Genomic DNA, 26,243 nt, shown 5'->3' on the forward strand with positions numbered 1-26,243 from the left:
TTCAAGCGTGCGTCGCGGCAGTGCCAGGTAGCAATCTTTGTTGCCGAAGTGGCAAACTCGGACTATGGGCGAAGAAACCGAGGAAGTGATTTCCGGCGTTGGGCAACGACTCAAGGCCTTGCGGCTCCAGCGGAACCGGACGCTGGCCGATCTTGCTGAGGCCACTGGGATTTCCGTGAGCACGTTGTCGCGGCTGGAGTCCGGATTGCGCCGGCCCAACCTGGAACTGTTGCTGCCGTTGGCCAGGGCCTACGCGGTTCCGCTGGATGAGCTGGTGGGTGCACCGGCCACGGGGGATCCGCGCATCCACCTGCGGCCCATGAAGCGCAACGGACAAACTATTGTGCCGCTGAGCAGAGGTGCCGGCGGGCTGCAGGCATTTAAGCATTTGCTGCCCGCAGGCACGTCGTTGCCTCAACCTGAGCCCAAAGTCCATGAAGGGTACGAGTGGATGTACGTGCTCCGCGGGCAGCTGCGGGTGGTGCTTGGGGAACGGGACTTCGTGTTGAAGCAGGGAGAGGCTGCGGAGTTCGATACCCGCACCCCGCACTGGTTTGGCCGCGCCACCACGGAAAGCGTGGAATTCCTGACACTCTTTGGACCTCAGGGTGAGCGCATGCACGTTAAGGCGGCCCCGGCCAGGTAGGGCAGCTTGCTCCAGATCGCTCAGAACCTGCTCCGCCACCATGTGGGCGCCCGGCCGATGTCCATGGCCACCTCGTCCACGTGCAGCTTCCTGAACAACCTGGTCCTACCGGACCGCCACGCCGCGACAAATAACCAAGCCCGCCAAGCCGCGACGAATAGAGTGGGGCCATGATCCTTCTTACTGGGTTCGAGCCCTTTGGCGGCGAATCATTCAATCCATCGTGGGCAGCCGCGCAACAGGCCGCCGCGTCCCTCACGGCGTCCGGCCTGCCAGCCAGGGCACTTCAGCTGCCCGTCGAATTTGGTACCTCCGCGGACGTCCTCCGCCGGGCACTGGCCACCGATCCCTTTGATTTGGTGATTGCCGTGGGCCAGGCGGGTGGGTACGGCACACTGATGCTAGAACGCGTCGCGATCAACGTCGACGATGCCCTGTTCCCCGACAATGCTGGACACTCGCCGGTGGATGAACCGGTGGTCGCGGGCGCACCGGCCGCTTATTTCAGCACGCTGCCTATCAAGGCGTGCCTGCAGGCACTGCAGGATGCGGAAATTCCGGCCCGTGTGTCGCAATCGGCGGGCACCTACGTCTGCAACCACATCTTTTACGCCTTGATGAACGCGCTGGCGGATATGCCGGGGGTTCGTGGCGGGTTCCTTCATGTTCCGTATTCGCCCGAACAGGTCACCGACGGAAAGCACCCCAGCATGGACGTTGCCCAGGTGGCGCGCGGACTGGAACTCATGGTGCGCACCTCGCTTGCCACCGAGAAGGACCTGAAGCTGGGGGCCGGGACCACCCACTGATACATTGGGGCAAAACCCCAATGTGAGGTGGGCATGATGGCGAGAATCGTTTTGGTTCATGGGCTGTGGTCGGACGGATCGAGTTGGTCCAAGGTCATGACGGAACTGCGGGCGCTGGGGCATGATCCTGTGGCAGCCCAATTGGGGCTGGAGTCATTTGCCGACGACGTTGCCTCCGTTCGCCGGACCCTTGCCACCGTTGCTGGGCCGGTCCTGCTTGCAGGGTGGTCCTATGGCGGTGCCGTGATCGGCGAGGCCGCCCGCGATACTCCCGCCGTGCAGGCGTTGGCCTATCTGGCAGGGTTTGCCCCGGCCGAGGGTGAATCCGTCAGCGAACTATCCAAACGGCATTCCGGGAGTCTGATTCCGGTTCACGTGGTGGTTTCCGAGGGTCACACGTACATAAACAGGGACCACTTTGGTGAGGTCATAGCCGGTGACGCTGCCGCCGAGGATATTGCCAACGCTGCAGCGGCTCAGAGAATGGTCAAGATCGGTCTTGACCGTGACACGGTGGGCCGTCCCGCATGGCTGGACCTACCCGTGCACTACCTGCTGGCTAACGAGGATTGTGCCGTTCCACCCGCACTGCAGCGCGAAATGGCGCAAGGGATGGGTGCCACCATCACCGAAATCGCCTCCAGCCACGCGCCCCTGCTCTCGCGCCCACGCGAAGTTGCCCAGTTCCTGGATAGGGCGTGCGCGGCGCTGGGCTAAATTTCCTGTGCCAAGCGGAGTCGCGGCGCGGGCGATGCTGGGCTTTCTTTATGCGCAGGCCCAGGGGCTCGGCGTTGCGCAACTTGTCCAGTGGCGCAGGCTCGGGGGTCCGCCGTTGCGCATAAAGGAAGTGGAATGAGGCCATGCACAGTACTCGCAGGCGTCCCAGAACATAAGGGAAGTGGACAGGCCCACCCCAAGCCTCGACGCCGACGTCGGACCGGCCTAGGCTGGAAGGTAAGGGCCCGGTTCTCACCAGGCCGCATGAAGAGGGTTCACCCATGGCCACACAACAGGTGACTGACACACTACGGCGGCCGTTGCGCGACCTACGAATCTCCGTCACCGACCGCTGCAACTTCCGCTGCGTCTACTGCATGCCCAAAGAAGTCTTTGGCCGTGACTTCGCGTTTATGCCCAAGGACCAACTACTTTCCTTTGAGGAAATTACACGGCTGGCCGCAATCTCCATGGCCCACGGCGTCCGCAAAATCAGGCTGACCGGCGGGGAACCACTGCTGCGCAAGGGCATCGAGGACCTGGTGGCCATGCTCGCTGCGCTGCGCACCCCCGAGGGTGAACCGCCGGATCTGGCCATGACCACCAACGGGACGGCCCTGGCGCAGAAGGCTGTGGCACTCAAGGCTGCTGGCCTGGACAGGGTCACCGTCTCGCTGGATTCCCTGGACGACGCCGTTTTCCAGGCCATGAACGACGTCGCCTACCCCGTGGCCAAGGTCCTGCACGCCCTCGACGCCGCGGAGGCAGCCGGGCTGGGACCGGTCAAAATCAACATGGTACTCAAGCGCGGGCTCAACGATCAGGACATCGTGTCCATGGCCAGTCATTTTCGCGGCACGCCCTTCATCTTGCGGTTCATCGAGTACATGGATGTGGGCTCCTCGAACGGGTGGAAGATGGATCAGGTGGTGCCGTCGGCTGAGGTGGTGGAACGGATCAACAGGGTTTTCCCCGTGGAGCCGCTGGATCCCAACTACCGGGGTGAGACCTCGCAGCGGTGGCGGTATGCCGACGGTGCCGGCGAGTTCGGTGTGATCTCCAGCGTCACCCGGGCCTTCTGCAGCGGGTGCACGCGCGCCCGCCTGTCCGCCGACGGGAAACTCTTCACCTGCCTGTTCGCCACAAAGGGCCATGATTTAAGGGCGCTGCTGCGCGGCGGTGCCACGGACGCGGAACTCACTGATGCGCTGTCTGCGCTGTGGGGTGCCCGCTCAGACAGGTACTCTGAGCTGCGCGGCGCCAATACTCCGGGGTTGAAAAAGATCGAGATGTCGTACATCGGCGGCTAAGGCTTGCGGCGCGGGCTAGGGCGGGGCCAGGTGCCGGACCCCTTGACCGCGGGCGTAGCCTGTAGCCATGACCGCCAACGACGCCGGACCCGCCGAATCGCTTGCCAGCCAACCCAGCCACCACGTGGTGAATCAGCCTCCTCCACGGGTGGGGATCAACGAGTACACGGCCAACATTCCACTGCTCCAGTATCTACACTCTGTTGGTGAGGCCGGCGTAAGTGCCACCGGCGAACTGGAGGCCGTGGGCGCCGTCGTCGGCTCGGCACAATTCCAGGAGGACGCCCGGCTGGCACACAAAAACCCGCCCATCCTGCACACCCACAACAAATACGGGCAACGGATCGACGAGGTGGAATACCACCCGTCCTACCACCGGATCATGGGGCAGGCCGTGACCGCCGGCGCACACACTTCGGCCTGGGCGCGGCCGGACATTGGGGCTAATGCAAGGCGGGCCGCCACGTTCATGCTGTTTGCCCAGGTAGAGCCGGGCCATGCGTGCCCAATCTCCATGAGCCACGCCGCCGTCGAATCCCTGCAGCTGGCACCGGATCTCGCCGCGACGTGGCTGCCCCGGCTGTATTCGCGCAGCTACAACCCGGACTTGGTGGCGGACAAGCCGGGAGCGCTTGTTGGCATGGCCATGACGGAAAAGCAGGGCGGCTCCGACGTGCGGGCCAACACCACGGTCGCTGCGGCCCAAGGTGACCACTTCCAACTCACCGGTCACAAATGGTTCTGCTCAGCGCCGATGTCGGACGCATTCCTGGTCCTGGCCCATGACGACGCCGGGCTGGGCTGCTTCCTGGTTCCGCGGGTATTGCTGGACGGTAGCCGCAATGTGTTCTTGCTCCAGCGCCTGAAGGACAAGGTGGGCAACCGCTCCAACGCGTCCTCGGAAGTGGAATTCGCTGACACTGTCGGTTGGCGGATCGGCGATCCCGGTCGCGGCGTGAGGGCCATCATGGGGATGGTGGGCCAAACCCGCCTGGATTGCGTCCTGGGTTCGGCCGCGGGAATGCGCCAGGCAGTGGCCGAGGCCGTCTGGCACGCCCGGCATCGGCGCGCTTTTGGTGCCAGACTGATTGACCAGCCGGCCATGACAAACGTGCTGGCCGACCTGTCCCTGGAATCCGAGGCAGCAACCGTGGTCAGCATGCGACTTTCCCGCGCCTTTGACCACGACGCCGGGCCCTCCGAACGCGCGTTCCGCCGGTTGGCGACGGCGGTTACCAAGTACTGGGTCTGCAAGCGCGGGCCGAACCACGCCTACGAGGCCATGGAATGCCTGGGCGGCAACGGCTACACCGAAGATTTTCCCTTGGCGATGCGGTACCGGGAGCAGCCGGTCATGGCGATTTGGGAGGGAACGGGCAACGTCATCGCCCTGGATGTGCTGCGGGCCATGGCCACTGAGCCGGAATCGGTGGACGCATTCTTTGCCGAACTCAGACTGGCCGCGGGGGAGAGTCGCACCTTTGACGACTTCACAGCGCGGCTGCGCGAACAGGTTTCCGCCATGGGGCAGGAGCCCCTGGACTACGCCGGGCAGGCCAGGAACGTGGTGGAGAAAATGGCACTGGCGCTGCAGGCCTCGCTACTGATCCGCTTCGCCCCGGCAGCTGTCGCGGACGCGTTCACCGCCGCCCGGCTGGGCGAGGACCGTTCCTTTAACTATGGCAACCTGCCAGCGGCATCCGATTTCGAAGGAATCCTGGCCCGGACATAGCGCAAGCCCTCGCCCGTCCCGGCCCGCCGCCGTCGTACTTTAGGGCACGACGACGGCCTGGCTGGTCTGCGACGATTACTGGGTTAGCGGTTTCCCACACCTTTACGTTCCTTGGCCACTCGGGAGGACCGCCACGCATACAGGGCGCCGGCTGCGAGAAGCACAGCTAGCGCGGCCACACCGAACCACACGTTGGATACCTGCCGGGATACATGGACCACCCACGATTCAGCCTGGTACTGGGCGTCGATGCTCAGGATGCCGCCCAGCGAAGACGTTCCCTGGGTGGTTAGCAACAAGACGCCAATTCCCAGGGAAAGCACGCCCGAGACCACCATCCAGATGGAGTTTTCCCACGGGCCTAGCCGGAAGCGTCGCGGTTTCAGCCAGCCGCGCTCGCCAAGCCTCAGCCGGGACCACAAGAGGGAGAGGATCCCGAGCGGCAGGGCCATGCCGAAAGCGAAAATGGCCAGCATGATCCCGCCGTAAAGTGGACTGCCTCCGGCTGCGGCCACCGTGAGGACCGAGCCGAGGATCGGCCCGGCACACACCCCGGCCACGCCATAAACGGAGCCCAGAACAAACACCGAAACGGCTGAGGTGCCGTCGCCCCTGGCACCCCTACTAAACCCGGGGAATTCAACGCCGACAATCTGCAGCACCCCTATGGCCATGACCACCAAGGCGGCCACGGTGACCATCACCGCTCGGTTCTCACTCAGCAGCGACCCCAATGTCCCCGCCAACAATCCCAAAGGCACCAAGGTGGTCAGCAGGCCGGCGTAAAACAGCGCAGTCCGGCCCAGCAGCTTGGTGGGACTAGCAAAGGCGTAGGCAAAGAACGCTGGCAGAAGCATCACCGAGCAGGGGCTGAGCAATGTCAGAATGCCGCCAATGAACGCGCCAGCATAACCAATGTCGACCATTATTTGGCCTTGGCCAAGGCGGCATCAATGGTGGAGCGGAACACGTCTAGGGGTTGCGCGCCCGCGATGGGCTGGTCGTTGATGACAAAGACGGGGGTGCTGTTCATCCCCAGCTGCATCCCCTCCCGCAGGTCCTGCTGAACCCGCGCGGCAAGTTCGGGGCTCTGGAGATCCTTGGCGAACGTCGCCATGTCAGGGACGCCGATCTGCTCGGCGATCTTCAGTAAATCTGGCTCCGACAAGGCAGCCTTCCCGCGTGCCGGGGCAGCCGCGTAGACGGCTTCGTTAAACTCCCAGAACTTTCCCTGCTCGCCAGCCGCGCGGCCGGCAACAGCGGCGCCCAATGATTCCACGCCGAGGACAGGAAGGTCTCGCCACTCAATACGAAGCTGACCGGAATCGACATACTCCTTGACAAGCTCGGGCAGGGTCTCCCTGGCAAAAACTCCGCAAAACGGGCACCGATAGTCGGAATACTCGACCATGACAACAGGGGCATCGACCTTGCCCATGGCTGTGGGGTCTGCTTCCACCCGCCTTTCGAGATTGAGCGATGCCGCGGTGCTACTTGGGTGGGCTGAATCGGTGGAGGCTTGGAGGCGTTTGTCCTGGGCCATTGCCCCAATGACAATCACGCCCAGAATCAACACTGCGCCCGCGACGAGGGAGAGCCAAATGGCTCGGGATTTTTTCGTAGTCATGAAAAGGTGCTTTCGGGTTCAAGGGGGCATCACAGCGGCAGGCGTCGGCACAGGCACGACTGCTGGCCACAGGACGGGGGCGCTCGGGCGTGCAGCGCGCGGAAGCACAGCACTGAGAACCGCAGTGTCTCCATAGCCGCGGCACCGCAATGGTGCGCCGGCAACGGTGATGCAAGGGAAGAAGGTAGTGGCAGGCCGAAGGCGGCCCGGGCCGGCCGTGTTCTACGTTCTGCAGATCCCGAGATCCAGGTGCGTCAGTGCCGCCGGTGTCCGGTCCAAGGCCTGCACCAGCGAAAAATCGGAGGGCGACCATCGATAGGCGCTGCCTGAACCAGTACCAGGTGCCAGCAGTGCCAGCGACGGGCCCGGGGGAGAGGCGCTTGCCTGCATATGCAGATTGCCGCGGCCGGGGTTGCAGGTGGTGCCCTTTTCCGCACTCAATACGACAACATCAGGAGCCGAAACGGCCGGTGCGGGTGCAACACTCAAAGCGTTGGCAGAAACTGTGACGGCGGCCGTGGTGAGGTTGCTTGCGGTGAGTGCGCCCACGGAAACAAGGGCCAGCGCCAGAAGCGCCATCATGGCGGCGCGGACGACTAATCGCCTCACCACACCCTTGCTACGCATCGCACCAGCTCTCCAACGGACATCCGTTCCACTATACGTCGGCGCTACAACGGCCAGCCGGGCCGCCTCCGGACCCAAAAAATGCCGAGCACCACGTAACGTTCAGGAAACTTGTAGTGAACACTGAGGTCTCATTGAGTGACGCGTCACGTCAACTGCCGCGTAAAACCGCCAGAAGTAGTCGATTTGCTTCAATAAAATGAGAACGCAGAATAGAAAAGTGACGCACCTCTCAGAAAATACTGGCATTCCCGCAATAGGTATGTATACTTGGACGTAGTTGTAGTGTTGCGTTTTTTGTAGTTGAAGCGACGACACCCTTTCGGGGGACCGTCGCTTTTCTGGAGAAGCGGACTTACACCGTAAATCGGAGGCCCGAAGGTCGGGCGGAATCTCCAACTTCAGAAGGAAATAGAAATAATGGCTACAGGTACCGTCAAATGGTTCAACGCTGAAAAGGGCTTCGGCTTCATCTCCCCGGATGACCAGAGCCAGGATGTTTTCGCGCACTACTCCGCGATCAACTCCTCCGGCTACCGCTCCCTCGAAGAGAACCAGAAGGTCTCTTTCGATGTTGAGCAGGGTCCGAAGGGTCCTCAGGCAGTAAACATCCAGGCTATCTAATTTCTAAAGAAACCGTGCGGGTAACCGTGCAAATTCTTTAGTCTTTACAGGCTGGAGCGAATAGGGTCCCGGATTCCGGGGCCCTATTTGTGGTTAACGGCCATATTCCGGGCACGACGCCGGTCCTCGGGCCCCGCAATGTGCCCTTGCCTGCCCCTGTGCCCGAGGGCACCGGCGCTTCACACCGCCGGAATGGGTTGGGTGTGGCACCATGGAAGACGATGAATACCAAAGCTGCCCGCGGCCAACGCGACGGACTTCCCATGCCGCTGGGCCTGCAGGGCGCCTTTGAGGCCGCCCAAGTCGTCGTCATTTCCGCCTTGGTGGTGTTGATTCCACTGGCCGCCGTCTGGCTCTCCAACGGTTTTGCACAGAAGGATCTGTCCGCCATGGCCCGGCTGGCCGGTCAGATTTGGTTGGCCATACACGGGGTGCCACTGCATCTGAGCGTGACCACGGGCCCCAGCTCCGCCTCCGTACAAACAGGAGTTTTCAACCTGCTGCCCTTGGGGCTAATTCTCATCCCGTTCTTCCTGTCCTGGCGGGCGGGGCGAAGGCTGGCGCGCGCCTCCTACACCGACCAGCTGTGGCAGCCCCTGTTCGGTGCCATTGTGGTTTACGGTGCCGCAGGTCTTGCCACCGGATTTGTTTGCAGCACCCCCGAAGTGCAGGCCGCCTTGCTGCCGAGCATGTTGATTCCGCTGGTACCTGCAGCCTTGGGGCTGATTATCGGTTCACGGCGCGAGGCAGGTTCCTGGGGGAGACTCATCGGTGTCAACGCCGCCGATTGGATCTCCAAGACAAGCCAGGATCAACGATGGGCCGGATCGTATGCCTGGACGGTGGTTCGCTCCGGTTTCATTGCCATGGTGTCGGCACTGGCCCTGTCGTCCTTCCTGCTGGCCGTCAACATTGCCGTGCGCTGGGCGGACATCGTCAGCGTCTACCAGGGCCTGAAGGCGGGCGCCGTGGGCGGTGCCGCGCTGACGCTTGCCCAACTTGGCTACATGCCGAATCTGGCAGCCTGGTCCCTGGCCTGGTCAAGCGGTTCCGGTTTCGTCTTGGGTGTGGGGTCCTCCGTCAGCCCGTTGGAAACTGCTGTGGCCCCCGTTCCTGCCATTCCGCTGCTGGCAGCGCTGCCAGCCGGCAACCTGACCTGGGGCTTTGCCGCCCTGATCATTCCGGTGATCGGCGGGGCACTGGCCGGCTGGTGGTTTGTACGGGCCGGCGAAAACCACCTCGATGAGTGGCTCTCCCTGAAAGTTCGGCTGCGCTGGCTTTCCTTGCCCCTGTCCACACTGGCCCTGGGGGCAATTGTGGGCGCGGTTGCCGCGTTCTTCGCCGCGATACTTTTCTGGCTTTCCAGCGGTTCCATCGGCCTGGGACGTTTGACGGAAATCGGGCCGGACCCACTCTTTGCTGCACTCTGGCTGGGCGCGGAGGTGGGGATCGGGGTCGTACTTGGCGCCCTGCTGGCCCCCTGGATCGAATATGACAAGGCGGCCGTGCCGTTGCTGCGACGCGGCGAATAGGGTGCACGGGAAGTTCCTACTAAAATTGTCCCCATGCGCATAGTTGTTTTAGTATCTGGGACCGGCTCCAATTTGCAAGCAGTGATCGACGCCGTTGCCGCCGGTGAGCTGCCCGTGGAAATCGCCGCTGTGGGCGCGGATCGCCCCGGCACCTTCGGCATCGAGCGGTCTTCCAGCGCAGGTCTTGAGACGTTCGTGGTCAATTTCAAGGACTACACCACCCGGGCCGAGTGGGACGCCGCCTTGCTGGACGCCGTCGCCGCCTATAAGCCCGACTACGTGGTCTCCAGCGGGTTCATGCGCATTGTTGCCCCATCCTTCATTGACGCCTTCCCCGGCCGCTACGTCAACACGCACCCGGCGCTACTTCCGTCCTTCCCGGGCGCCCACGGCGTCCGCGACGCCATGAACTACGGTGTCAAGGTGACCGGCTGCACCGTCCACTTTGCCGACGCAGGCGTGGACACCGGCCCCATCATCGCCCAAACCCCCGTAGCAGTACTGCCCGGGGACACCGAGGAAACCCTCCACGAGCGCATCAAGGTTGCCGAGCGCGAACTGCTGATCGAGGTTTTGGCAGAGCTGGCACGCAACTCCTAAGAGGCGACGGCGGCGGCCTGCTTTGAGTTCTTGCGGTCCAGGAACCAGGTGGAGACCTTGCCCAGCAACCAGCCCAGGATGATGGAGGCGATGATGGCCACAATCACCGCCGCCTGGGTGGAGATGCCCGGCCAGAACCTGGTGCAGATGCCCACGCCCACCGAATACAAAGACCACACCAGCGCCGACATCAGTGAGTAACCAACAAAACTCCGCAAGGGAAAACCTGCCACCGTGGCGGCGATGTTGGAGGAGAGCCGGCCCAGGGGAATGAACCGGGACGTCAGTATGAACATGTAGGGCCGCTGTTGCAGCCTCCGGGTGGCAGCATCCACCGCACGCTGGCGGCGAGGACCGCGCGTGGTACCCCATTTTGTGTGACCAAACAGCTTGGTCAACCAATACGTGGCCAGGTCACCGGCCAAGGCCCCAACCATCATGGCCGCCACCAACAGCACCGCCTTGGGTCCGCCGTCGAGCCCGGCCACAGCGCCCAGGGCAACGAACACCGTGGTGCTGGGAATGGGCGGGATGAGCGCGGAGAGCATGACGAAGACGGCGCCCACAGGGTAGATCCAGAGGCTGCCGAGGATTGCTGAGGAGTCGGACGCTAAGTCCATGAAGTGCCTTTTTGAGGGTGTGAAGTCCATGCGGAGCTGAATGCTTCCGCCACCCCCAGCTTACGGGGAGGCCCGCCACCCCCAAGAATTGGCGGCTAGTTGCGGGCTCGGCCAAACACCAAGGAGGCGAGTGCCGTGGCACCGGTCACCGTGTAAACGGCCGGCCAGGCGCCCATCTTCTTGGCCAGGGGATGGGAGGCACCAAAAGCCAGCACATAGGTGGCCGTCAGGGCTACGGCCGCCCCCGTTCCGGCATTCTTCTTCCAGCCTACAAACGCGGCTGCACCGGCTGCCGCCAGGACGGCACCGCCCAACTGGCGGTTCTTGGTGGCACGGGCGGTTTGGTAGCCGCCAAGTAAGCCGGCTGTGGTCATAACGGTGGGAAGCAGGGCGCTCATGGTTTTCCTTGACGTTCGAGAAGCGGGTTTCGGCCACAGACTACCTGGCCAAAGTGGATGATTGCTGGGAGCAGGCTACTGCAGTGCTGCGCCTACCTGTCCTCGAGCTTGAATCCGATGGGTGCGCGGCCGTATTGGGCAATCTCTGCCTGGACATCCGTGTCGTAGTAGCCGGGGGCGATCATTGCAGAGAACTGCAGGACCTGTACGGGGGAGTCCTTTTTCCAATAGACCTTCAGGTAGATGGCGGTGCCGTTCTTGACCCCCATACCAAGGCTCTGTTTGCCTTTGCTGCCACCAGACATGAAGTCCTTGGCGTCCCATGCGGCCAGCTTTGTTGCTGCGAAGCCAAACCGTTCATGGGCGGCGGCCACGGCGGCGTCCAGTGCAACCAGGCCGTCCACGGCTTCAAACCAGGTGACCGTGTCAACATAGCTGTTGGCCGCGGCGGTGGACATCTTGAAGTCCCTGGTTTTGACGGTCAGCGTGTCCTGTGGGAGTTCGAGCGTGATCTCCACGGGCTCGTTGATGTCCGTGGCAAGGTAGGCCACGTCGTTCACCCCGGGGGCCAGTCCCACGGACTCTTTTGGAACGGAGGTGGAGGTCAAGTCGAACCGGCCCACGCCGTCGTGCTTGATCTTCTTGATTCCGGCCTTGTCCATCATGGAGGTGCCGGTGCCCGCGGAAGTCTCCTCTGTGGTGTTGGGATGCTTTGGGAGCGGCAGGGAACATGATGCAAGGGCCAGCGCGGTGGACAGGGCCAGGACGATCAACGCTAGTGGGCGGCGGTTACTTGCCATGAAAGGGATTCTCATCGCCCACCACGATCTGCTTCAGGGGGGAATCCCATCCCTGGGACTTGAGCTGCGCGGACACCTTGGACGGCTCCGGCATGGGTGCAGTGTCGGCACTGGGAAAATCGGACATGTCACCCCTTGTCAGTAGGTTCCCCAGCCTAGGGGCACCCCATGGGCTGGCTCAATGGGCACAACTCCCCGTGGTGCCGTCGCCCGGTCCCGCAACCTCGCATTGTTCGGCCCAAATCGGCGCCGGATGGGCCAAAGTGGATGATTGCTGGGAGCAGGCTACTGCAGTGCTGCGCCCTTGGTTTCCGGGGCAGAGACGGCCATCCACAGCACGGCCAGCAGGACCAGCCCGCCTGTCAGCGCGAAAGTCAGCGGGAGCCCCAATACCGGCCACAGCAGGGAGCCGAAGATGAGCGGAACCAGCCCGGCGCCCACGCGCGAAATGGTCGAGGCCCAGCCGAAGCCGGTGGCCCGCAGATGCGTCGGGTACAGCTCCGATACATAGGTGTACAGGACCGGGATGGCTACCTGGATGACAAAGCCAAAAACGAGAAGCCAGATCTGCGCGGCTACGGGGGCGTCCAGTACCAGGGCAAAGATCACCAGGGACAGGGCGGCCAGCGGGCCGGTGATCGCCAGAATCCATTTCCGTCCCACTCGCTCCACCAGCAGAGCCGCCGCCACCACGCCCAGCAGGCCGATGCCCGTCATGGCGGCGGTGGCCATGAACGCTTTGCTTTGTACGTACCCGGTGGACACCAATATGGACGGCATCCACGTCAATGCCCCGTAGTACACCAGCAAGATGGTCAGGAACAAGGACCAAGCAATGCCGGTGATTCGCCAGTTGAAGCGCCACAGGCCGGCCAGCTGGTCGGTGACCTTGCCCAGCGACAGCTTGGGTACATCGGCTGGCTCCGGGAGTTTCCACGGTCCCACCACGGCGCCCGTGCGCCGGATGAGATCATCAATGACCTTCTTGGCCTCCACCGGTTTTCCGGAACGCACCAGGAACAAGGGCGACTCCGGAACGCCTACACGCACCCAAAAGACCAGCAGGGCGGGCAGCACCATGACCAGCATCAGGAGCCGCCAGTCGCCAAAGGTGGCCATCAAAACGGCCGAGACTACCCCGCACAGGGAGGCCCCAATGGGCCACCACGCATCCATGGCCGTGAGCACACGCCCGCGGTGTTTACGCGGGGTGAATTCGCCCACCAGCGCGTAGTCCACGGGGATGCAACCGCCCAAGCCGAAACCGGCCAGGAACCGGAACACGCTAAACATGGTCAAGTCATTGGAGAGGGCGCCGAGCACCGTGAAGACGGAGAAGATCAGCAACGTCAGGGTGAAGGCCTTCTTGCGACCAATGACGTCGGCGATGGAGCCCCATGCGAACGCGCCTACGGCCATGCCAATCAGGTTTGCGGTGCCAATCCAGGCAGCCTGCCCGGGCTCCAGGCCCCATTCCTTGGACAGCAAGGGGATGAGGAAGCCATTGAGGGTTACATCCCAGGCATCGAACATGAAGCCAAGTCCGCCAATGAGGAAGATGCTGCCCTGCACGCGCCAGCGCCAGGGCAAGTCCTGGACCACCGCATCGCCGGTCTTCATTGCCGTAGTGGTGCTCATGCTGCCTTCCGAAGCGGGGATTCTCTGACGTAAACACTAGCGGCTGTAGCCGCCACAATCACGCCCAAGTCGCATGAGAACATGAGGCCAGGAAATGTTCAGTTCCTGGCCAGCACCTAGGGTTGGCGGCCGCCTAGCTGGCGGCCAGGACGTGGGCCATGGCCGTGACTGTCCGAATGGCTTCGGTGGCGTCCGCGTCCGGATAGGCGCGGGTGCAGACAGCCAGAATGTAGCCATCTCCGGGGTGCCCGTCCCGGGGAACCACGAAGGCGACGTCGTGCTGGATTCCGGTGACCCAGCCGGACTTACTTCCCCAATCGGCCCCCGGATCCGCCGCCTGGATTTCTAGCCCAATGACATGAAATTCCTGGGCCCGCAGCCATCCCATCATGAGTTCGGTCAATTCTTCTCCGGCTGTACGGCCGCTAACGATCGCATGCATGATGCGGGTCAGGTCGCGGGCGCTGACACGGTGGGAAAGTCCGGCATGCAGCGCCTCGATGTCGCCGATGAGCCGTTCCATGACCGAATGCCCGGCACCACAGAAGGCAAGGGCCGCATTGACGGCGGGGAAGCCCACCAGCTCCACCACCATGTTCGTGGCCTCGTTGGAGGAAACGGTGATCATCCGTCCCAACACCTCGCGAAGGCTCATGGCGCTGCCCTCCTGGGGCAGCCCGGCGTCGTACTCCTCCGGCTCAAAGCTGAAGGGACGGTGCCCGGGCGCGCCACTGGTGAAGGTGTGGGTGGAAAGAAGCTGCTGCTCCAGTGACAACTGCCCCTGCTCCACGGCCTGGATGGCGGCTACAAGGACGGCCAGCTTGATGGTGCTGGCGGAGTAGAACGTTGTGTCGGCATGTCGTTGAGCTAGGACGTCACCGGCTAGATTGATGAGCTGGTAGGACATGGCGGGTGTGCCGTCGCTGTAGTCAGAGACGAGGGACATGGCTGGGCCTTCCTGGCGGTATGAAGTTAGTGGCCGGCGGCGGTGTAGATCGCATCCGAGATGGTGTGGCGCAGTTCGGTGACATCCGAGAGCGTGCGGCTGGGGTGAACCCTGTTCGTGAGCAGGACGGCGGTGATACCGGATTCCTTGTCCATCAGCAGCGACGTTCCGGTAAATCCGTTGTGGCCGCGGGCCTGGAAATGGGCGCCCATCCACGTCTCCTGCCCGATCCGCAAACCTAGACCATGGCCATAGCCGGGTCCGCCGGATTCCAGATTGCTGCCCAAGACAGCGGGTAGTTGGTCCTGCCACATTTCGGCGGCAAGTGCCGGGCTCAGGATATCCGCAAGCCCTGTCCGGACGACCTCGCCGAAAATTGCCAGTGCCTCTGCCGTGCCGAACATGCCAGCATTGCCACAAAGCCCGCCCAGCGACCATGCGGCCTCGTCATGGACCACCCCGCACACCATGCCGCGACCGTATTCGGGCTGGAACTCGGTGGGGGCACAGCGTGCAGCCTCCGGTGTGCCGGTCAGTTCCAACACACCGGTTCCCGGCTGCTGTTCAGACACCGGGTGCAGCACACGTTCCGTCACTAACTGGGCCCAGGGCAGTCCGGTGGCCCGTTCTGCTAGGGCCATCACCGTGTTGTAGCCAACGCAGGAGTATTCAAAGCGCGTCCCGGCAGGCGCCGCAAGGTCGGTGGACAAAAGGTCATCCAGCAGGGCCGCACGGTTGAAGCCCGCGCCGGCGGCAAGTGCCGTTCGCCAGCCATCCCAGGTGCCGTGGAGCCCGGAGGTGTGGGTCAGCAGGTGGCGCAGTGTCACCGCAGATTTTCCACCGTTGGCATACGGTTCCAGCCAGGCGGACACCGGTTCGTCGAGGTCCAGGATTCCGCTGTCTACCAGTGACAAGGCGGTGATGGCCGTGAAGACCTTGGTGACGGATGCCAAATCAAAATACGTTGACGGTACGGCGTCCCCCGCGGTGATGACCGGCAAGGGGACGCCGTTGCTGACCACGGCGCAGCTCGCCGATGGCGTGATTCCTCCAACCACGGCGCGCTCAAGAATCCCCTGCAATTCAGCGGCAAGGCCGGAAACTGGAGGTGGTGTCATTGCAGCACCAGCCGTGGGGATTCGTCGGCAATGAGCGTGGCGGGGACTCCCAGCGGGATGCTGTGGGCGCCCGTGTCGTGGCCAAAACCCAGTTCCCATACCAGCGGGATGCCCAGGGGGACCAGTAGCTCCTCACAGAGCTCGCGGACGTCGGCCAGTTCGCCGCAGTCTTTCCAGGAACCCAAGGCGAGGCCGGTCAGGCCCTCAAACCAGCCGGCGCGCAGGAGCGTGTGCAGGAGGCCATCGAGTTTGTAGATGTCCTCGGTGACGTCCTCCAACAGGCCGATTTTGCCTTGGTTGGAGGGCTTGTTGTTGCCGTGGGCACCCATGGTCATGGCAAGCAGGCTCAGGTTGCCGCCCACCGTCACCCCGTGGGCTGTTCCCGGCACCAGTGTCTGCGCCGTGGCGGCTGTGAAGGCGCGGCCTGCGGCCGGTTCAAAAACGGCGTGCTTCAGGCTGTCCACGGCGCCGGGGTCATCCAGCAGGGAGGTGGTGGCAATCATCGGGGTGAACCAGGTGGGTACGCCCAGCTCGGCAGCCCAGAATTCATGGACTCCGGTGACATCGGAAGAGCCATACAACGGCTTGGCTCGTGCGGCGCGCAACGCCGGGACGTCCAGGTGATCCAGTAGCCGAACCGTGCCGTAGCCGCCGCGCACAATGAAGACCCCGGCCACGGAGTCATCACACCACGCCTGCTGCAGGTCCGCGGCACGCTGCTGGTCGGTTCCGGCCAGGTACTTGGCCCGGGGATGGGTGGCCAGGACGTTGTCGCCCGGCACCGGCACCAGCTCCCAGGATTCCAGGAGGGCAATGGCCCGGTCCAGGTTTTCGCTGCTGGGAGTTCCTGAGGTGGAGATCAGTGCCACCCGGTCCCCGGCGTGCAAGGGACCGGGGAGCTGAACGGCGCTCATTTGGCACCGTCCAGATCGGCCGCCACCTGGGCCGTTGGCACCACACTGAGGAGCTTTTTCGTGTACTCGTGCTGGGGATCAAGCAAAACCTGTTCCACGGGTCCTTCCTCCACAATCTTTCCCTGATACATGACCACCACCCGGTCGGCAATGTTCCAGGCGAGACCCAAATCGTGGGTGATAACCAGGGCGCCAACCCCGGATTCGCACTTCAGCTTCAACAAGAGCGCCAGAATGTCTGCGCGTACCGAGGCGTCCAGGCTGGCCACCGGCTCATCCGCGACCAGGAATTCCGGGTCAAGTGCCAGGGCCCCGGCGATCACCACGCGTTGGCGCTGCCCGCCGGAGAGTTCCTGCGGGATGGTGGCCAGGTAGCGTTCGGGCGGGTTCAGTTCTGCCCGGCGCAACGCCCGGGACACGATCTCCCGCTCATCGCCGGGCAATTTGTGCAGGCGGGGGCCCTCGGCGACGGCCTCGTACACGGTGTGCTTGGGATTGAGCGCCGCCGACGGGTCCTGCAGCACAAACTGCACTGCCTTCCGGTACGACTTCAGATCCTTGCGCCGGTGCTTGAGCGGATTTCCGTCGTAGTACACGGCGCCGGAGGTGGGCCGTTGCAGACCCAGCATGGTCCGAGCCAAGGTGGTCTTGCCGGAGCCGGACTGGCCCACGAGTGCGGTAATTTCGCCACGCCGGCAGCTGAGGTTGACGTTGTCCACGGCGTTGGTGGCGCCGCCCCGCCCGCCAAAGGTGACGGTGAGATTGCGGGCCTCAAGGACCACGTCGTTGGCGTGTCCTTGGGCCTGCCCACCTGAGGTGGTGCCCGAGGGCTCGGGTGCGGCGTATGAGGGCAGGCGCAGCCGGGATGCGGGATCGCCAATCAGCGGAAAGGCGGAGGCCAGGGCCTGGGTGTGCGGGTGCTGGGGGTTGCGCATGATCTCGGCGGACGGGCCGTCCTCAACGATCTTTCCGCGCTGCATGACAACAATGCGTTCGCAGGTTGCCGCAAGAACCGAGAGGTCGTGGCTAATCATGATCAAGGACAGCCCCCGGGAGGCCACAAGATCGCCCAAGACCTGCAAGACCTGTGCTTGCACCACAACGTCAAGGGCAGTTGTGGGCTCGTCCGCGATAATCAGCTCGGGCTCGCATGCCAGGGCCATGGCGATCATGATGCGTTGCTTTTGCCCGCCGGACAGCTCGTGCGGGTAGCTGTTGCCCTTCGCGGGGGAGAGGTCCACCAGTTTGAGCAGTTCAGCGACGCGGGAGTCACGGACCTTCTCTTCCTTGTATTTTGCCCTGTCACCGGAGGCATGGATCAGTAAAGCCTCCCCGATCTGGTCCCGGACCTTGCGCACGGGGTTCAGAGAGTGCATGGCGCCCTGGAAAACGATGGCCGCTTCGGTCCACCGCACCGCCCGCAGGCGGCCCCATCCCAGGTCGGGGACGTTTTCCTCGCCCAACAGGATTTTTCCCGTGGTGCGGGTGTTGGCCGGCAACAGCCGCAGAACCGACATGGCCAGGGTTGACTTTCCACAGCCCGATTCGCCAGCCAGGCCGAGAGTGGAGCCGGGCTCCACTACTAGGTTGACGCCGTCGACCGCTGTTAATTCACCTGGGCCGACCGTTGTCTGAGTACGGTAGATGACTGACAGATCCACAAATTCCAGGCGGGGCATTAGCGGCCTCTCAACGTTGGATTGATGACTGATTCAAGGGCGCGACCCACCAGGGTGAAGCAAAGCACGACGCCGACGATTGCAAGTCCGGGGGAGAGGACGTACCACCAGAAACCGCCTGTTGCGGCGCCGGTGTCCAGGGCCATCTTCAGCATGGAGCCCCAGGAGATGCTGCTGGGATCGCCGAGGCCAAGGAAGGACAGCGTGGATTCGGCGATGACTGCCGATCCCACGGTCAGGGTGGTGTTGGCCAAGACCAGAGGCATGACGGCTGGCAGGACATGCTTGCGGATGATGTGCGCGTTGGAGGCGCCCAAGGCCCAACTGCGTTCGATGTAGGCCCTGGATTCCACGGTCAGTGTCTGGGAGCGGACGATGCGTGCCGTTCCCGCCCATGAGGTGATGCCAATGGCGACGATGATGGTGGTGACACCGGGGCCGATGATGGAGGACAGAACGATTGCTAGCACCAGTCCAGGGACTACCAGGAAGAAGTCGATCAACCGCATCAACGCCGCCTGGGTCCAGCCGGTGAAGTGACCTGCGGCCATGCCCACCACGGTGCCAATGACCATGGATACGGCGGTAGCGCTAAAACCGACCAGCAGGGAAACCCTGGCTCCCCAAATGAGCATGGCCAGCACCGAGCGCCCGGAGGGATCGGTGCCGAGGGGGTTGGCCCAGGACGGGGGCTCGTTCTGGCCGGCGGTAATCCGGGTGACGTCGAGCGTTTCTGCCGGTGCCAAAATGGGTGCCAGCAGGGCGAGTCCAATGACGATTGCCAGGACTACCAGGCCAATCAGTCCGGAACGGTTGGAGCAAAACTCGCGCCATACCTCCCCAGCTCGCTGGCGTCGCCTTGCTGCCGCCACGTTGATCTTGGGTGCCTTGTTTGTTGGCAGGGTTTCCTGCCCGGACGGCGCGCTCATGCTGTACGCAGCCGGGGGTCAAGGACTCGGTACAAGATGTCTGCGAAGAAGTTCATGATGATCACAATCGATGAAAAGACGACGAAGGTTCCCTGCAGGAGCGGGAAATCGGGGGCTGAAAGAGCTTGGAAGGTCAGGTAGCCGAGCCCAGGCCAGGAGAAGACCGTCTCCACTGTCACGGCGCCGCCGATCAGACCGCCCAAGGTCAGGAAGATCAAGGTGACAGTGGGCAGCAGCGCGTTGGGGACCGCGTGCTTGCGCCGTACCTGATCCTCACGCAGGCCCTTGGCTCGGGCCGTGACCAGGTAATCTGCGCTCATCTCCTCCAGGAGGGATGCGCGCATCACCATCAGGTATTGGGCATAGACCACAGCCACCATGGTCAGCATGGGCAACGTCAGGTGCCGGGCAACGTCCCAAACATAGGCCAAACCGGTGGCGGTGCTGCCGGCCGTGACCATGCCCCCGGTCGGGAACCAATGCAGGGTTCCACCAAATATCAGGAGCATGAGCAGGCCAAGCCAAAACGTGGGCACCGACCAAAGAGTCAGCGCGATGCCGGTGTGTGCCTTGTCGAACATGCTGCCGCGGCGCCACGCCGTCCGCTGGCCAAGCCAAAGGCCCAGCACAACGGACAGCGCGGCTGCGGTTCCGGTCAACAACAGGGTGGGGCCGAGCCGGTCAAGGATCAGTTCCATGACCGGGCGATTGTAGGTGTACGAATCGCCGAGGTTTCCGCGGAACAGATCGGTCAGGTAACGCCAGAACTGGGCAATGACCGGCTGGTCAAGACCGTACTGTTTGCGCAGAATGTCCATCTGTTCGGCTGTGACCTGCCTGCCGTCGGCCAGTGACCGTACCGGGTCACCGGGCAAGATTCGGAAGGCAAAGAAGCCCAGCAGCACCACCATGACCAAGGAGAACAGCGAGCCGCCAGCCTTCATGGCCACATAACGCAGCCATGATGTTCCGCGGCCCGGCTCATCCAGGTCTTTGGCTGTCTCAGCCCCTACCAGTTGTGACGCCGACATGGGCTACTCGCGCTCGTCGGAGGTTGTGCGACGGCGACGGTACAGGACGAATCCGCCACCGGCGAGCAGCACGATCACCAGGGGAACCACTACAAAGGCTGCGTTGAATCCGCCGGAGGTCGCATTCGTTGACGAGACATCCGCCATCGGGGTTGCGTAGTAGAAGCTCCACGGGCCGTTCTGGCTGGTGATTACACCGCCCAATTCGGGCTGTGTGGTGAACGGGGCGAACTTGTCCGAGCGGTAGGCCTCAAGTGAGTTGGCGTAGTACATGACGTCGTTGACGGCTGATTTGTGGATCATTTCCTGGGCCTGGCTGACCAAGGCGCTGCGCTTGGTCTGGTCCAGTTCCACGTGCTGTGCCTTGTAAATGGCGTCGTAGGCAGGATCGCAGAAGTTGTTCTCACTGGTGGCGCCGGTGCCGTCGGCATTGGGGCGGGAGGCGCAGGTGTTGATGGAGAGCTGGAAGTCCGGATCCGGGCCCATGCCCCAGCCGGTGAAGTACAGATCGAAGTTGCCCACGGTTGAATCGTCATTGACCTGGGCGGAGGATTTCATGACGGTGGAGACATCGATTCCGATTTCTTTCAGCCATGGCTTGATGTAGTCGGCCATCTGCTGGTGTGTGGGATCGGTGTTGCGGCCCATGAGGCGAAGTTTCAGTGGGGCGCCTTGCTTGTCGACGCGGATTCCGTCGCTGCCCTTGGCGTATCCGGCTTCATCGAGGAGTGCGTTGGCTGCCGTGACGTTGTACTTCAGCGGCAAGTCCTTGGTGTCCCAGTGGTAGAGGGGGTAGGCGGCCGGGACTTCACCGGTGGCCGGCTGCCCGAGCCCCTGCATGACTTTTTCCAGCAGCGTCTTGTTGTCGATGGCCATGACAATTGCCTGGCGAACCTTGAGGTCATGCAGGGCAGGGTTGCCGTCACCCATGGGGGTTCCATCGTGGGTTTGGGTGCCCGGGTTGATGCCGATCGCCTGGTAGCGGCGGCCCGCCCCAGCGTTGGTGGTGATGCCGTCAACGTTCTTCAGGGCGTTGTACTGTGCCGGTGTCAGGCTGCTGACAATGTCAATCTCGCCGGTTTTCAGTGCCTGGACGGCAGCGTCGGTGTTCTTGTACGGGACGTAGGTGATGCCGGCAATCTTTGCCTTGCCCTGCCAGTAGTTGGGATTGGCCTTGAGCGTGACACCGGAGGTCTTGTCGTAGTTGGAGATGACAAACGGGCCCGAGCCCACGCTGTCCTTTTCGTTGGTGAACGTGGCCGGATCCGGGACCTTGGACCAGATATGGGCGGGCATGATGGGCAGCTGCGTGCCCGGGTTGGGGGCCTGGGGCTCATTGAGCGTCAAGATCAATGTTTCGTCATCGGTCGCCTGGACGGATGCGACGCTTTCAAGCAACCCACCGTTGGCCTGCTTCAATGCGTCGTTGGTCTGAATGGCTTTGAACGTCCATTCGGCGTCCTTGGCGGTGATGGGCTCGCCGTCGCTCCACTTGCGGTCCTTGGGCATGTGGAAGGTCCAGACCTTGCCGTCAGGAGAGGTCTCCCACTTGTCGGCCATGCCCGGAATCTCTTCGTTGTTCTTGGGTCCGTAGGCCACCAGGCTCTGGTATTCAAGGCCCAGGATGCTGGTGCTAGAGGCCAGGATTGCCTTGAACGGGTTCAAGGAATCGATGTCGCCTGTCAGGGCCAGCTTCAAGATGGTGCCGGTGCCCGGGGTTTCGGTGGCAGCGTTGGCTGCTGGGGCCACCGCAAGAGGGGCCATGGCCAGGGAAACGGCCAGGACGGCTGCCGCAAGCCTTCGGCGGGGTTTGCCTTTCGCTCCGGAATGCGGCGTCAGTTTTTCAGTGGTCTCGTGAAATGCCATTACTTTTCCCCTCAGCTGTGCAACGTGTGGGTCGGCGCAAAGCGGCGACGGCCCCGAGCTTGTCAAGCGAATGATGTAAATGAGTTACGAACTCCCCAAACGTAATGCAAATCACTTACGATTCCTAGAGGAGATTCATTCTTGATGCAAAACCGTTAGGAGAACCCATGAAGCACGACGTGGCAGCACTCTGTGCCCAGCTCATTCGTTTTGACACGACAAACTTTGGTGAAGGCAATAGCCGGGGCGAGAACGAAGCAGCCGCGTTCATCCATGGGTTGCTGCGGGATGCCGGCTATGACCCGGTGCTGCTGGGCCCGGATCCGCAAAGGTCATCGGTGGTGGTCCGGGTAGCTGGCAGCGAGCCGTCTCTGCCGGCCCTCTTGGTCCATGCGCACCTGGATGTGGTTCCTGCCGAACCGGAGCAATGGAGCTTCGACCCCTTCGCCGGGCTTGTCAAGGACGGCTACGTCTACGGTCGAGGGGCCTCGGACATGAAGGACATGGTGGCCATGACACTGGTGACGCTGCTGAACTGGGCGGACACCGGCACACGGCCCCGGCGTGACATCGTTGTGGCGTTCGTGGCCGATGAGGAAGACAAGGGAGACTACGGCGCCCTGTGGCTGGCAGCGGAGCATCCGGAACTCTTTGCCGGGGTGGAAGCCGCCATCGGTGAATCCGGTGGGAGCGCAACCATTCTGACCGCCGTCGACGGCTCCCCGGTGCACCTCTACCCGGTGGCTGTGGCCGAACGCGGAACCCTCCACATCCGGGTGCGCGCCACCGGAACCTCGGGACACGGCTCGCGGCCCGTGGACAAAAATGCCGTCAAGACCTTGATATCCGCCCTGGACCGGGTGGGTAATTACCGCTGGCCGCTGACCATCACCCCCGTGGTTCGCGCCTACATTGAAGGCACGACGGCGGCACTTGGCTTCGGCGCCGACCTCACCAGCGAAGAGGGCGTGCAGGCCGCTGTCGACGCCATGGGAGAGGCCGGAACCGTGGCGTCAGTGACCCTGCGCTGCTCCTCAACGCCCACGGTCCTGCGCGCGGGCTACAAGGTTAATGTCATTCCAGGGGTAGCAGAGGCCGACATCGACATCAGGGCACTCCCTGGTACGGAGGAAGAAACGCTCGCCACCATTGACGGGCTCCTCGGAGAGGGGATCACCCGGGAGTTCCTCTCCTACCAGCCGCCCACCTCATCCTCGCCGGATTCATCCTGGTTCACCGCCATGACAGCGGCCCTGCAGCGCCACGACCCCGCCGCGGTAGTGGTTCCCTTCTGCATGGGAGGGGGCACCGACGCCAAGGCGTTCGCCCCCTTGGGTATCTCTTGCTATGGATTCTCGCCCCTCGGAGCAGACCCCGACGGCAGGACCGTGGCTGGCGTCCATGGCGTTGATGAACGAGTTCCCGTGCACAGCCTGATCACCGGCCAGCTCATTTTGGCAGACTTCTTAAGCGCCGTCTGAGCGAGATTCCACTCCGGGTTAGCCGACTACGAAAGTAAGTGAAAACAATGATCGAACTCCAGGATTGCGCGCGCGCCAGGACAGGGGAGGGCCGTGCCCCCGCCACAGCACTAGCCGCGTACTCCCGGGGAACCAGGGTGGGACAAGGGTTGGCGGGGCGGATTGACGGCGAGGGCACCGAACCGGCAACCACCACGGCCTTCAGGATTGCCTCCTGCACCAAGTCCTTCACCGCCGCAGCGGTCCTGCTGCTCCGTGACCGTGGTGCCCTTGACCTGGACGATGACGTAGCAGGCTACCTGCCCGAGCTCAGGGTCACGGGGTGGGGTGAAGAACCTGGTGAATCTGTACTCACGCTGCGCATGCTCCTGAGCATGTCTTCGGGGCTCCCCACCGATGACCCCTGGGCTGATCGACAGGAGAGCACTACCAAAGCGGACTTTAGTCAGTTGCTGGCCGACGGCGTTCGGTTGGTTCGCCAGCCCGGCAGCGGCTACGAGTATTCCAACCTGGGCTATGCAATGCTCGGGCGCGTGGTGGAAGTTGTCTCCGGATCCCCCTACAGGGAGTTTGTCGAGCAAGAAATCTTGGCACCGCTGGGCATGGCCGGGACGGTCTTCAGCCGTGACGAGGTGCTGGCGGGGATTGACGGCGGTCGATCAACAGCCACCGGAGTAGCCACTGGCTACCGCAAGAATGCCTTGATAGCTGCGGGCCTGGATTCCGAATGGACCGAGCTGGCCACGAGTAAGCCCGGGGCCTTTTCGGCCATCGGCGGGCTCTTTAGCACCTTGGATGATCTGGGACGGTGGGGTGACTGGTTGGCGGAGGCGTTCGCCGGTGACGATGAGCCCGGGCACGGTCCGTTGAGCCGTGCAACGCGCAGGGAGATGCAAACCCAGCACCAGATAGCCGGTGAACCTGACACGGACGGCACCGTAGACGGTTATGGCTACGGACTGGTTGTCCAACACCACGCCGTCCATGGGACGGTGGTGGGGCACTCGGGTGGCTATCCGGGATTCAGCTCCCATATGCGTTGGCACCCCGGACAGGAATTAGTCGTGGTCGGCTTTGAGAACGCCACCTACTCGAATGTGGGGATCCCTGTGCGGGAACTTTTGGAAGCCCGTTTGACTCGGGAAGCAGGTGCCGCCCCCGCAACCAGTGCCTCCGAAAGTCCGCAACCATCCAAGGACCAGCGGCCGGCCGGCACGCCCTGGCCGGAAACCCTACAGGCCATGGAAGCAGTGGAAGCACTCGTCCGGAACGCTGAGCTGACCAAGGACGATGAGGTTTTCAGCACCAACGTCGGGCTGGACAAGCCATGGCCCGAACGACAGGCAGCGTTGGATGCTGCGCTCGCCGTCGTCGGGCCGCTCCTTGAGCCCGAACGCTCCGAGCCCGGGAACTTGCAAGCAAAATGGGCGACGCCAGCGGCCGTGGAATGGGAGCTCCCGGCGCGGGACGGCGCCCTGACGCTGAGGATTACGATGACACCGGTTCACCCGCCGCGGGTGCAGCTGCTTGAGATTGGCTCCCGGCAGTGATGGACTCCTGGAGGTAGCCGCCATGTTCTGCCAAAAGCGTCGCGGCGGCCTGGGCCGGCAACCCCGTCATAATCGCCAGAACGGCTGCCTTCACATGGCCGTCCGCGGCGGCCAAGGCGGCCGCGGCCGCGGGGGCATCACAGCCGGTTGCGCGCATGAGCGTGCGTTCGCTGCGGGCCCGGAGCTTGGCGTTTGTGGCGCGCAGGTCAACCATGACGTTTTTGTAGGTTTTGCCCAAGCGGACCATGACGATGGTGCTGATCATGTTCAGGACCAGTTTTTGGCAGGTGCCCGCCTTCAGCCGGGTGGAGCCGCTGAGGAATTCGGGGCCCACCTCGATTTCCAGGGCGGTATCCGCGGCAGCACCCAGCGGGGAACCGTTGTTGCAGGCAAACCCAACAGTGTAGGCGCCACGGGCCTTGGCGGCCTTGATGGCAGCGATGACGTAGGGGGTTCGGCCGGATGCGGCAATGCCGACCACTGTGTCGTTGTTCGTAAGATCCAGGGCATCCATGTCGGCTACCCCGGCGGCCTCGCTGTCCTCGGCGTTTTCGACCGCCTGATTCACGGCCTGGCGCCCTCCGGCAATGACCCCCACCACCAACGATGGGTCCGTGCCGAACGTGGGCGGGCATTCGCTGGCGTCCAAAATGCCCATCCGGCCGGGGGTTCCGGCACCCACATAGATGAGGCGTCCGCCGTCGCGCATCCGCTTGGCAATTTCATCGATGATGGCTGCGATGGTGGGCAGATGACCCTGGATTGCGGCAGGGACGAGGGCATCTTCGCCGTTCATTGCCGCGACCAGTTCCGTGGTGTCAAGGACCGCAAGGTCTGGATAGAGGTCGTTGGAGGACTCCGTGGTCAGAGTCTCCAGCTCGGCGCGCAGGGCGGCGGTCGCGTCTTGGTTGTTCACGGAGACCTTTCGAGGGGGGGGGGGGGGGGGGGGAATTGGGGGGACCCCTTTTTTTATTTTTTTTTTTTTTTTTCTTTTTTTTTGTAAAAAAAAAAATTTTTTTTTTTTTGTTTTTTTTTCTCTTTGGTTTGCG

Annotated in this window: 26 protein-coding genes; 10 read left to right on the top strand and 16 right to left on the bottom strand. The window is 63.0% G+C overall.

Going from position 1 to position 26,243, the window contains the following annotated elements; all coding sequences use genetic code 11:
* Positions 1 to 64 precede the first annotated feature (64 nt).
* The 5 genes from CXQ94_RS09770 to CXQ94_RS09790 all read left to right on the top strand — a co-directional run bounded on the left by CXQ94_RS09770 (position 65) and on the right by CXQ94_RS09790 (position 5,214).
* Positions 65 to 646: a helix-turn-helix domain-containing protein gene (locus tag CXQ94_RS09770; RefSeq protein ID WP_104089182.1), complete on the top strand. Its 582-nt coding sequence runs from the start codon at positions 65 to 67 to the stop codon at positions 644 to 646.
* A gap of 170 nt (positions 647 to 816) precedes the next feature.
* On the top strand, positions 817 to 1,455 hold the full coding sequence (pcp, locus tag CXQ94_RS09775) for a pyroglutamyl-peptidase I (protein ID WP_104089186.1): 639 nt from the start codon (positions 817 to 819) through the stop codon (positions 1,453 to 1,455).
* 36 nt (positions 1,456 to 1,491) lie between these two features.
* Positions 1,492 to 2,172 (top strand): alpha/beta fold hydrolase, encoded by a 681-nt coding sequence (locus CXQ94_RS09780; protein ID WP_104089349.1) that lies wholly within the window; start codon positions 1,492 to 1,494, stop codon positions 2,170 to 2,172.
* A gap of 281 nt (positions 2,173 to 2,453) precedes the next feature.
* A complete protein-coding gene (gene moaA / locus CXQ94_RS09785) occupies positions 2,454 to 3,482 on the top strand; it encodes a GTP 3',8-cyclase MoaA (RefSeq protein WP_104089189.1) in 1,029 nt (342 codons plus the stop codon).
* A gap of 67 nt (positions 3,483 to 3,549) precedes the next feature.
* Positions 3,550 to 5,214 carry an acyl-CoA dehydrogenase family protein gene (locus CXQ94_RS09790; protein WP_104089192.1) on the top strand — a complete coding sequence of 555 codons (1,665 nt, stop codon included), beginning with the start codon at positions 3,550 to 3,552 and terminating at the stop codon, positions 5,212 to 5,214.
* 83 nt (positions 5,215 to 5,297) lie between these two features.
* On the opposite strand, the gene CXQ94_RS09795 is transcribed toward CXQ94_RS09790, so the two are convergent.
* The 3 genes from CXQ94_RS09795 to CXQ94_RS09805 form a co-directional block, all read right to left on the bottom strand.
* Positions 5,298 to 6,140, bottom strand: coding sequence for a cytochrome c biogenesis CcdA family protein (locus CXQ94_RS09795; RefSeq protein WP_104089195.1), 843 nt, complete (start codon positions 6,138 to 6,140; stop codon positions 5,298 to 5,300).
* On the bottom strand, positions 6,140 to 6,841 hold the full coding sequence (locus CXQ94_RS09800) for a DsbA family protein (RefSeq protein WP_104089198.1): 702 nt from the start codon (positions 6,839 to 6,841) through the stop codon (positions 6,140 to 6,142). Before CXQ94_RS09800 ends, CXQ94_RS09795 begins: the two co-directional genes overlap by 1 nt.
* Before the next feature lie 222 nt (positions 6,842 to 7,063).
* Positions 7,064 to 7,450, bottom strand: coding sequence for a hypothetical protein (locus tag CXQ94_RS09805; RefSeq protein ID WP_146070268.1), 387 nt, complete (start codon positions 7,448 to 7,450; stop codon positions 7,064 to 7,066).
* Between the two features lie 438 nt (positions 7,451 to 7,888).
* On the opposite strand from CXQ94_RS09805, the gene CXQ94_RS09810 reads away from it, so the two are divergent.
* The 3 genes from CXQ94_RS09810 (at position 7,889) to purN (ending at position 10,224) form a co-directional block, all read left to right on the top strand.
* Complete coding sequence (locus tag CXQ94_RS09810) at positions 7,889 to 8,092, top strand: cold-shock protein (protein WP_038467205.1); 204 nt, start codon at positions 7,889 to 7,891, stop codon at positions 8,090 to 8,092.
* A 221-nt stretch (positions 8,093 to 8,313) separates the two neighbouring features.
* Entirely contained in the window at positions 8,314 to 9,624 is a 1,311-nt protein-coding gene (locus CXQ94_RS09815; RefSeq protein ID WP_104089204.1) for a DUF6350 family protein, read from the top strand.
* Between the two features lie 33 nt (positions 9,625 to 9,657).
* The gene (gene purN / locus CXQ94_RS09820; RefSeq protein ID WP_104089207.1) at positions 9,658 to 10,224 is read left to right on the top strand and encodes a phosphoribosylglycinamide formyltransferase; all 567 of its coding nucleotides are present in this window, start codon (positions 9,658 to 9,660) and stop codon (positions 10,222 to 10,224) included.
* Here purN and CXQ94_RS09825 read toward each other — a convergent pair.
* From CXQ94_RS09825 to CXQ94_RS09875, 12 genes are all read right to left on the bottom strand, one after another.
* Entirely contained in the window at positions 10,221 to 10,844 is a 624-nt protein-coding gene (locus tag CXQ94_RS09825; RefSeq protein WP_181034156.1) for a DedA family protein, read from the bottom strand. The two genes, purN and CXQ94_RS09825, sit on opposite strands and share 4 nt — an antisense overlap.
* Positions 10,845 to 10,939: 95 nt before the next feature.
* On the bottom strand, positions 10,940 to 11,242 hold the full coding sequence (locus CXQ94_RS09830; protein ID WP_104089213.1) for a hypothetical protein: 303 nt from the start codon (positions 11,240 to 11,242) through the stop codon (positions 10,940 to 10,942).
* 92 nt (positions 11,243 to 11,334) lie between these two features.
* Positions 11,335 to 12,042 carry a hypothetical protein gene (locus tag CXQ94_RS09835; RefSeq protein ID WP_104089216.1) on the bottom strand — a complete coding sequence of 236 codons (708 nt, stop codon included), beginning with the start codon at positions 12,040 to 12,042 and terminating at the stop codon, positions 11,335 to 11,337.
* Positions 12,032 to 12,169: a hypothetical protein gene (locus tag CXQ94_RS22595; protein WP_181034157.1), complete on the bottom strand. Its 138-nt coding sequence runs from the start codon at positions 12,167 to 12,169 to the stop codon at positions 12,032 to 12,034. Before CXQ94_RS22595 ends, CXQ94_RS09835 begins: the two co-directional genes overlap by 11 nt.
* A 158-nt stretch (positions 12,170 to 12,327) precedes the next feature.
* A complete protein-coding gene (locus CXQ94_RS09840) occupies positions 12,328 to 13,680 on the bottom strand; it encodes an MFS transporter (RefSeq protein WP_104089219.1) in 1,353 nt (450 codons plus the stop codon).
* 133 nt (positions 13,681 to 13,813) lie between these two features.
* A complete protein-coding gene (locus CXQ94_RS09845; RefSeq protein ID WP_104089221.1) occupies positions 13,814 to 14,626 on the bottom strand; it encodes a serine hydrolase in 813 nt (270 codons plus the stop codon).
* 26 nt (positions 14,627 to 14,652) lie between these two features.
* Entirely contained in the window at positions 14,653 to 15,744 is a 1,092-nt protein-coding gene (locus CXQ94_RS09850) for a serine hydrolase (RefSeq protein WP_181034158.1), read from the bottom strand.
* Positions 15,741 to 16,658: an LD-carboxypeptidase gene (locus tag CXQ94_RS09855; RefSeq protein WP_104089227.1), complete on the bottom strand. Its 918-nt coding sequence runs from the start codon at positions 16,656 to 16,658 to the stop codon at positions 15,741 to 15,743. Before CXQ94_RS09855 ends, CXQ94_RS09850 begins: the two co-directional genes overlap by 4 nt.
* Entirely contained in the window at positions 16,655 to 18,337 is a 1,683-nt protein-coding gene (locus CXQ94_RS09860) for an ABC transporter ATP-binding protein (RefSeq protein ID WP_104089230.1), read from the bottom strand. Before CXQ94_RS09860 ends, CXQ94_RS09855 begins: the two co-directional genes overlap by 4 nt.
* Positions 18,337 to 19,266, bottom strand: coding sequence for an ABC transporter permease (locus tag CXQ94_RS09865; RefSeq protein WP_104089233.1), 930 nt, complete (start codon positions 19,264 to 19,266; stop codon positions 18,337 to 18,339). The genes CXQ94_RS09860 and CXQ94_RS09865 overlap by 1 nt, the downstream gene beginning before the upstream one ends.
* Positions 19,263 to 20,297: an ABC transporter permease gene (locus tag CXQ94_RS09870; protein WP_104089235.1), complete on the bottom strand. Its 1,035-nt coding sequence runs from the start codon at positions 20,295 to 20,297 to the stop codon at positions 19,263 to 19,265. The genes CXQ94_RS09865 and CXQ94_RS09870 overlap by 4 nt, the downstream gene beginning before the upstream one ends.
* A gap of 3 nt (positions 20,298 to 20,300) precedes the next feature.
* Entirely contained in the window at positions 20,301 to 22,163 is a 1,863-nt protein-coding gene (locus CXQ94_RS09875; protein WP_104089237.1) for an ABC transporter substrate-binding protein, read from the bottom strand.
* Positions 22,164 to 22,330: 167 nt separating this feature from the next.
* On the opposite strand from CXQ94_RS09875, the gene CXQ94_RS09880 reads away from it, so the two are divergent.
* Entirely contained in the window at positions 22,331 to 23,644 is a 1,314-nt protein-coding gene (locus CXQ94_RS09880) for a M20/M25/M40 family metallo-hydrolase (RefSeq protein WP_104089240.1), read from the top strand.
* A gap of 47 nt (positions 23,645 to 23,691) precedes the next feature.
* Positions 23,692 to 25,194: a serine hydrolase gene (locus CXQ94_RS09885; RefSeq protein ID WP_104089243.1), complete on the top strand. Its 1,503-nt coding sequence runs from the start codon at positions 23,692 to 23,694 to the stop codon at positions 25,192 to 25,194.
* Here the strand turns inward: CXQ94_RS09885 and murQ are convergent.
* Positions 25,133 to 26,110 carry an N-acetylmuramic acid 6-phosphate etherase gene (gene murQ / locus CXQ94_RS09890; RefSeq protein ID WP_104089247.1) on the bottom strand — a complete coding sequence of 326 codons (978 nt, stop codon included), beginning with the start codon at positions 26,108 to 26,110 and terminating at the stop codon, positions 25,133 to 25,135. The genes CXQ94_RS09885 and murQ overlap by 62 nt on opposite strands.
* Positions 26,111 to 26,243: the final 133 nt, after the last annotated feature.

This window comes from Arthrobacter sp. GMC3 (genome assembly GCF_002929305.1).
GTDB lineage: Bacteria > Actinomycetota > Actinomycetes > Actinomycetales > Micrococcaceae > Specibacter.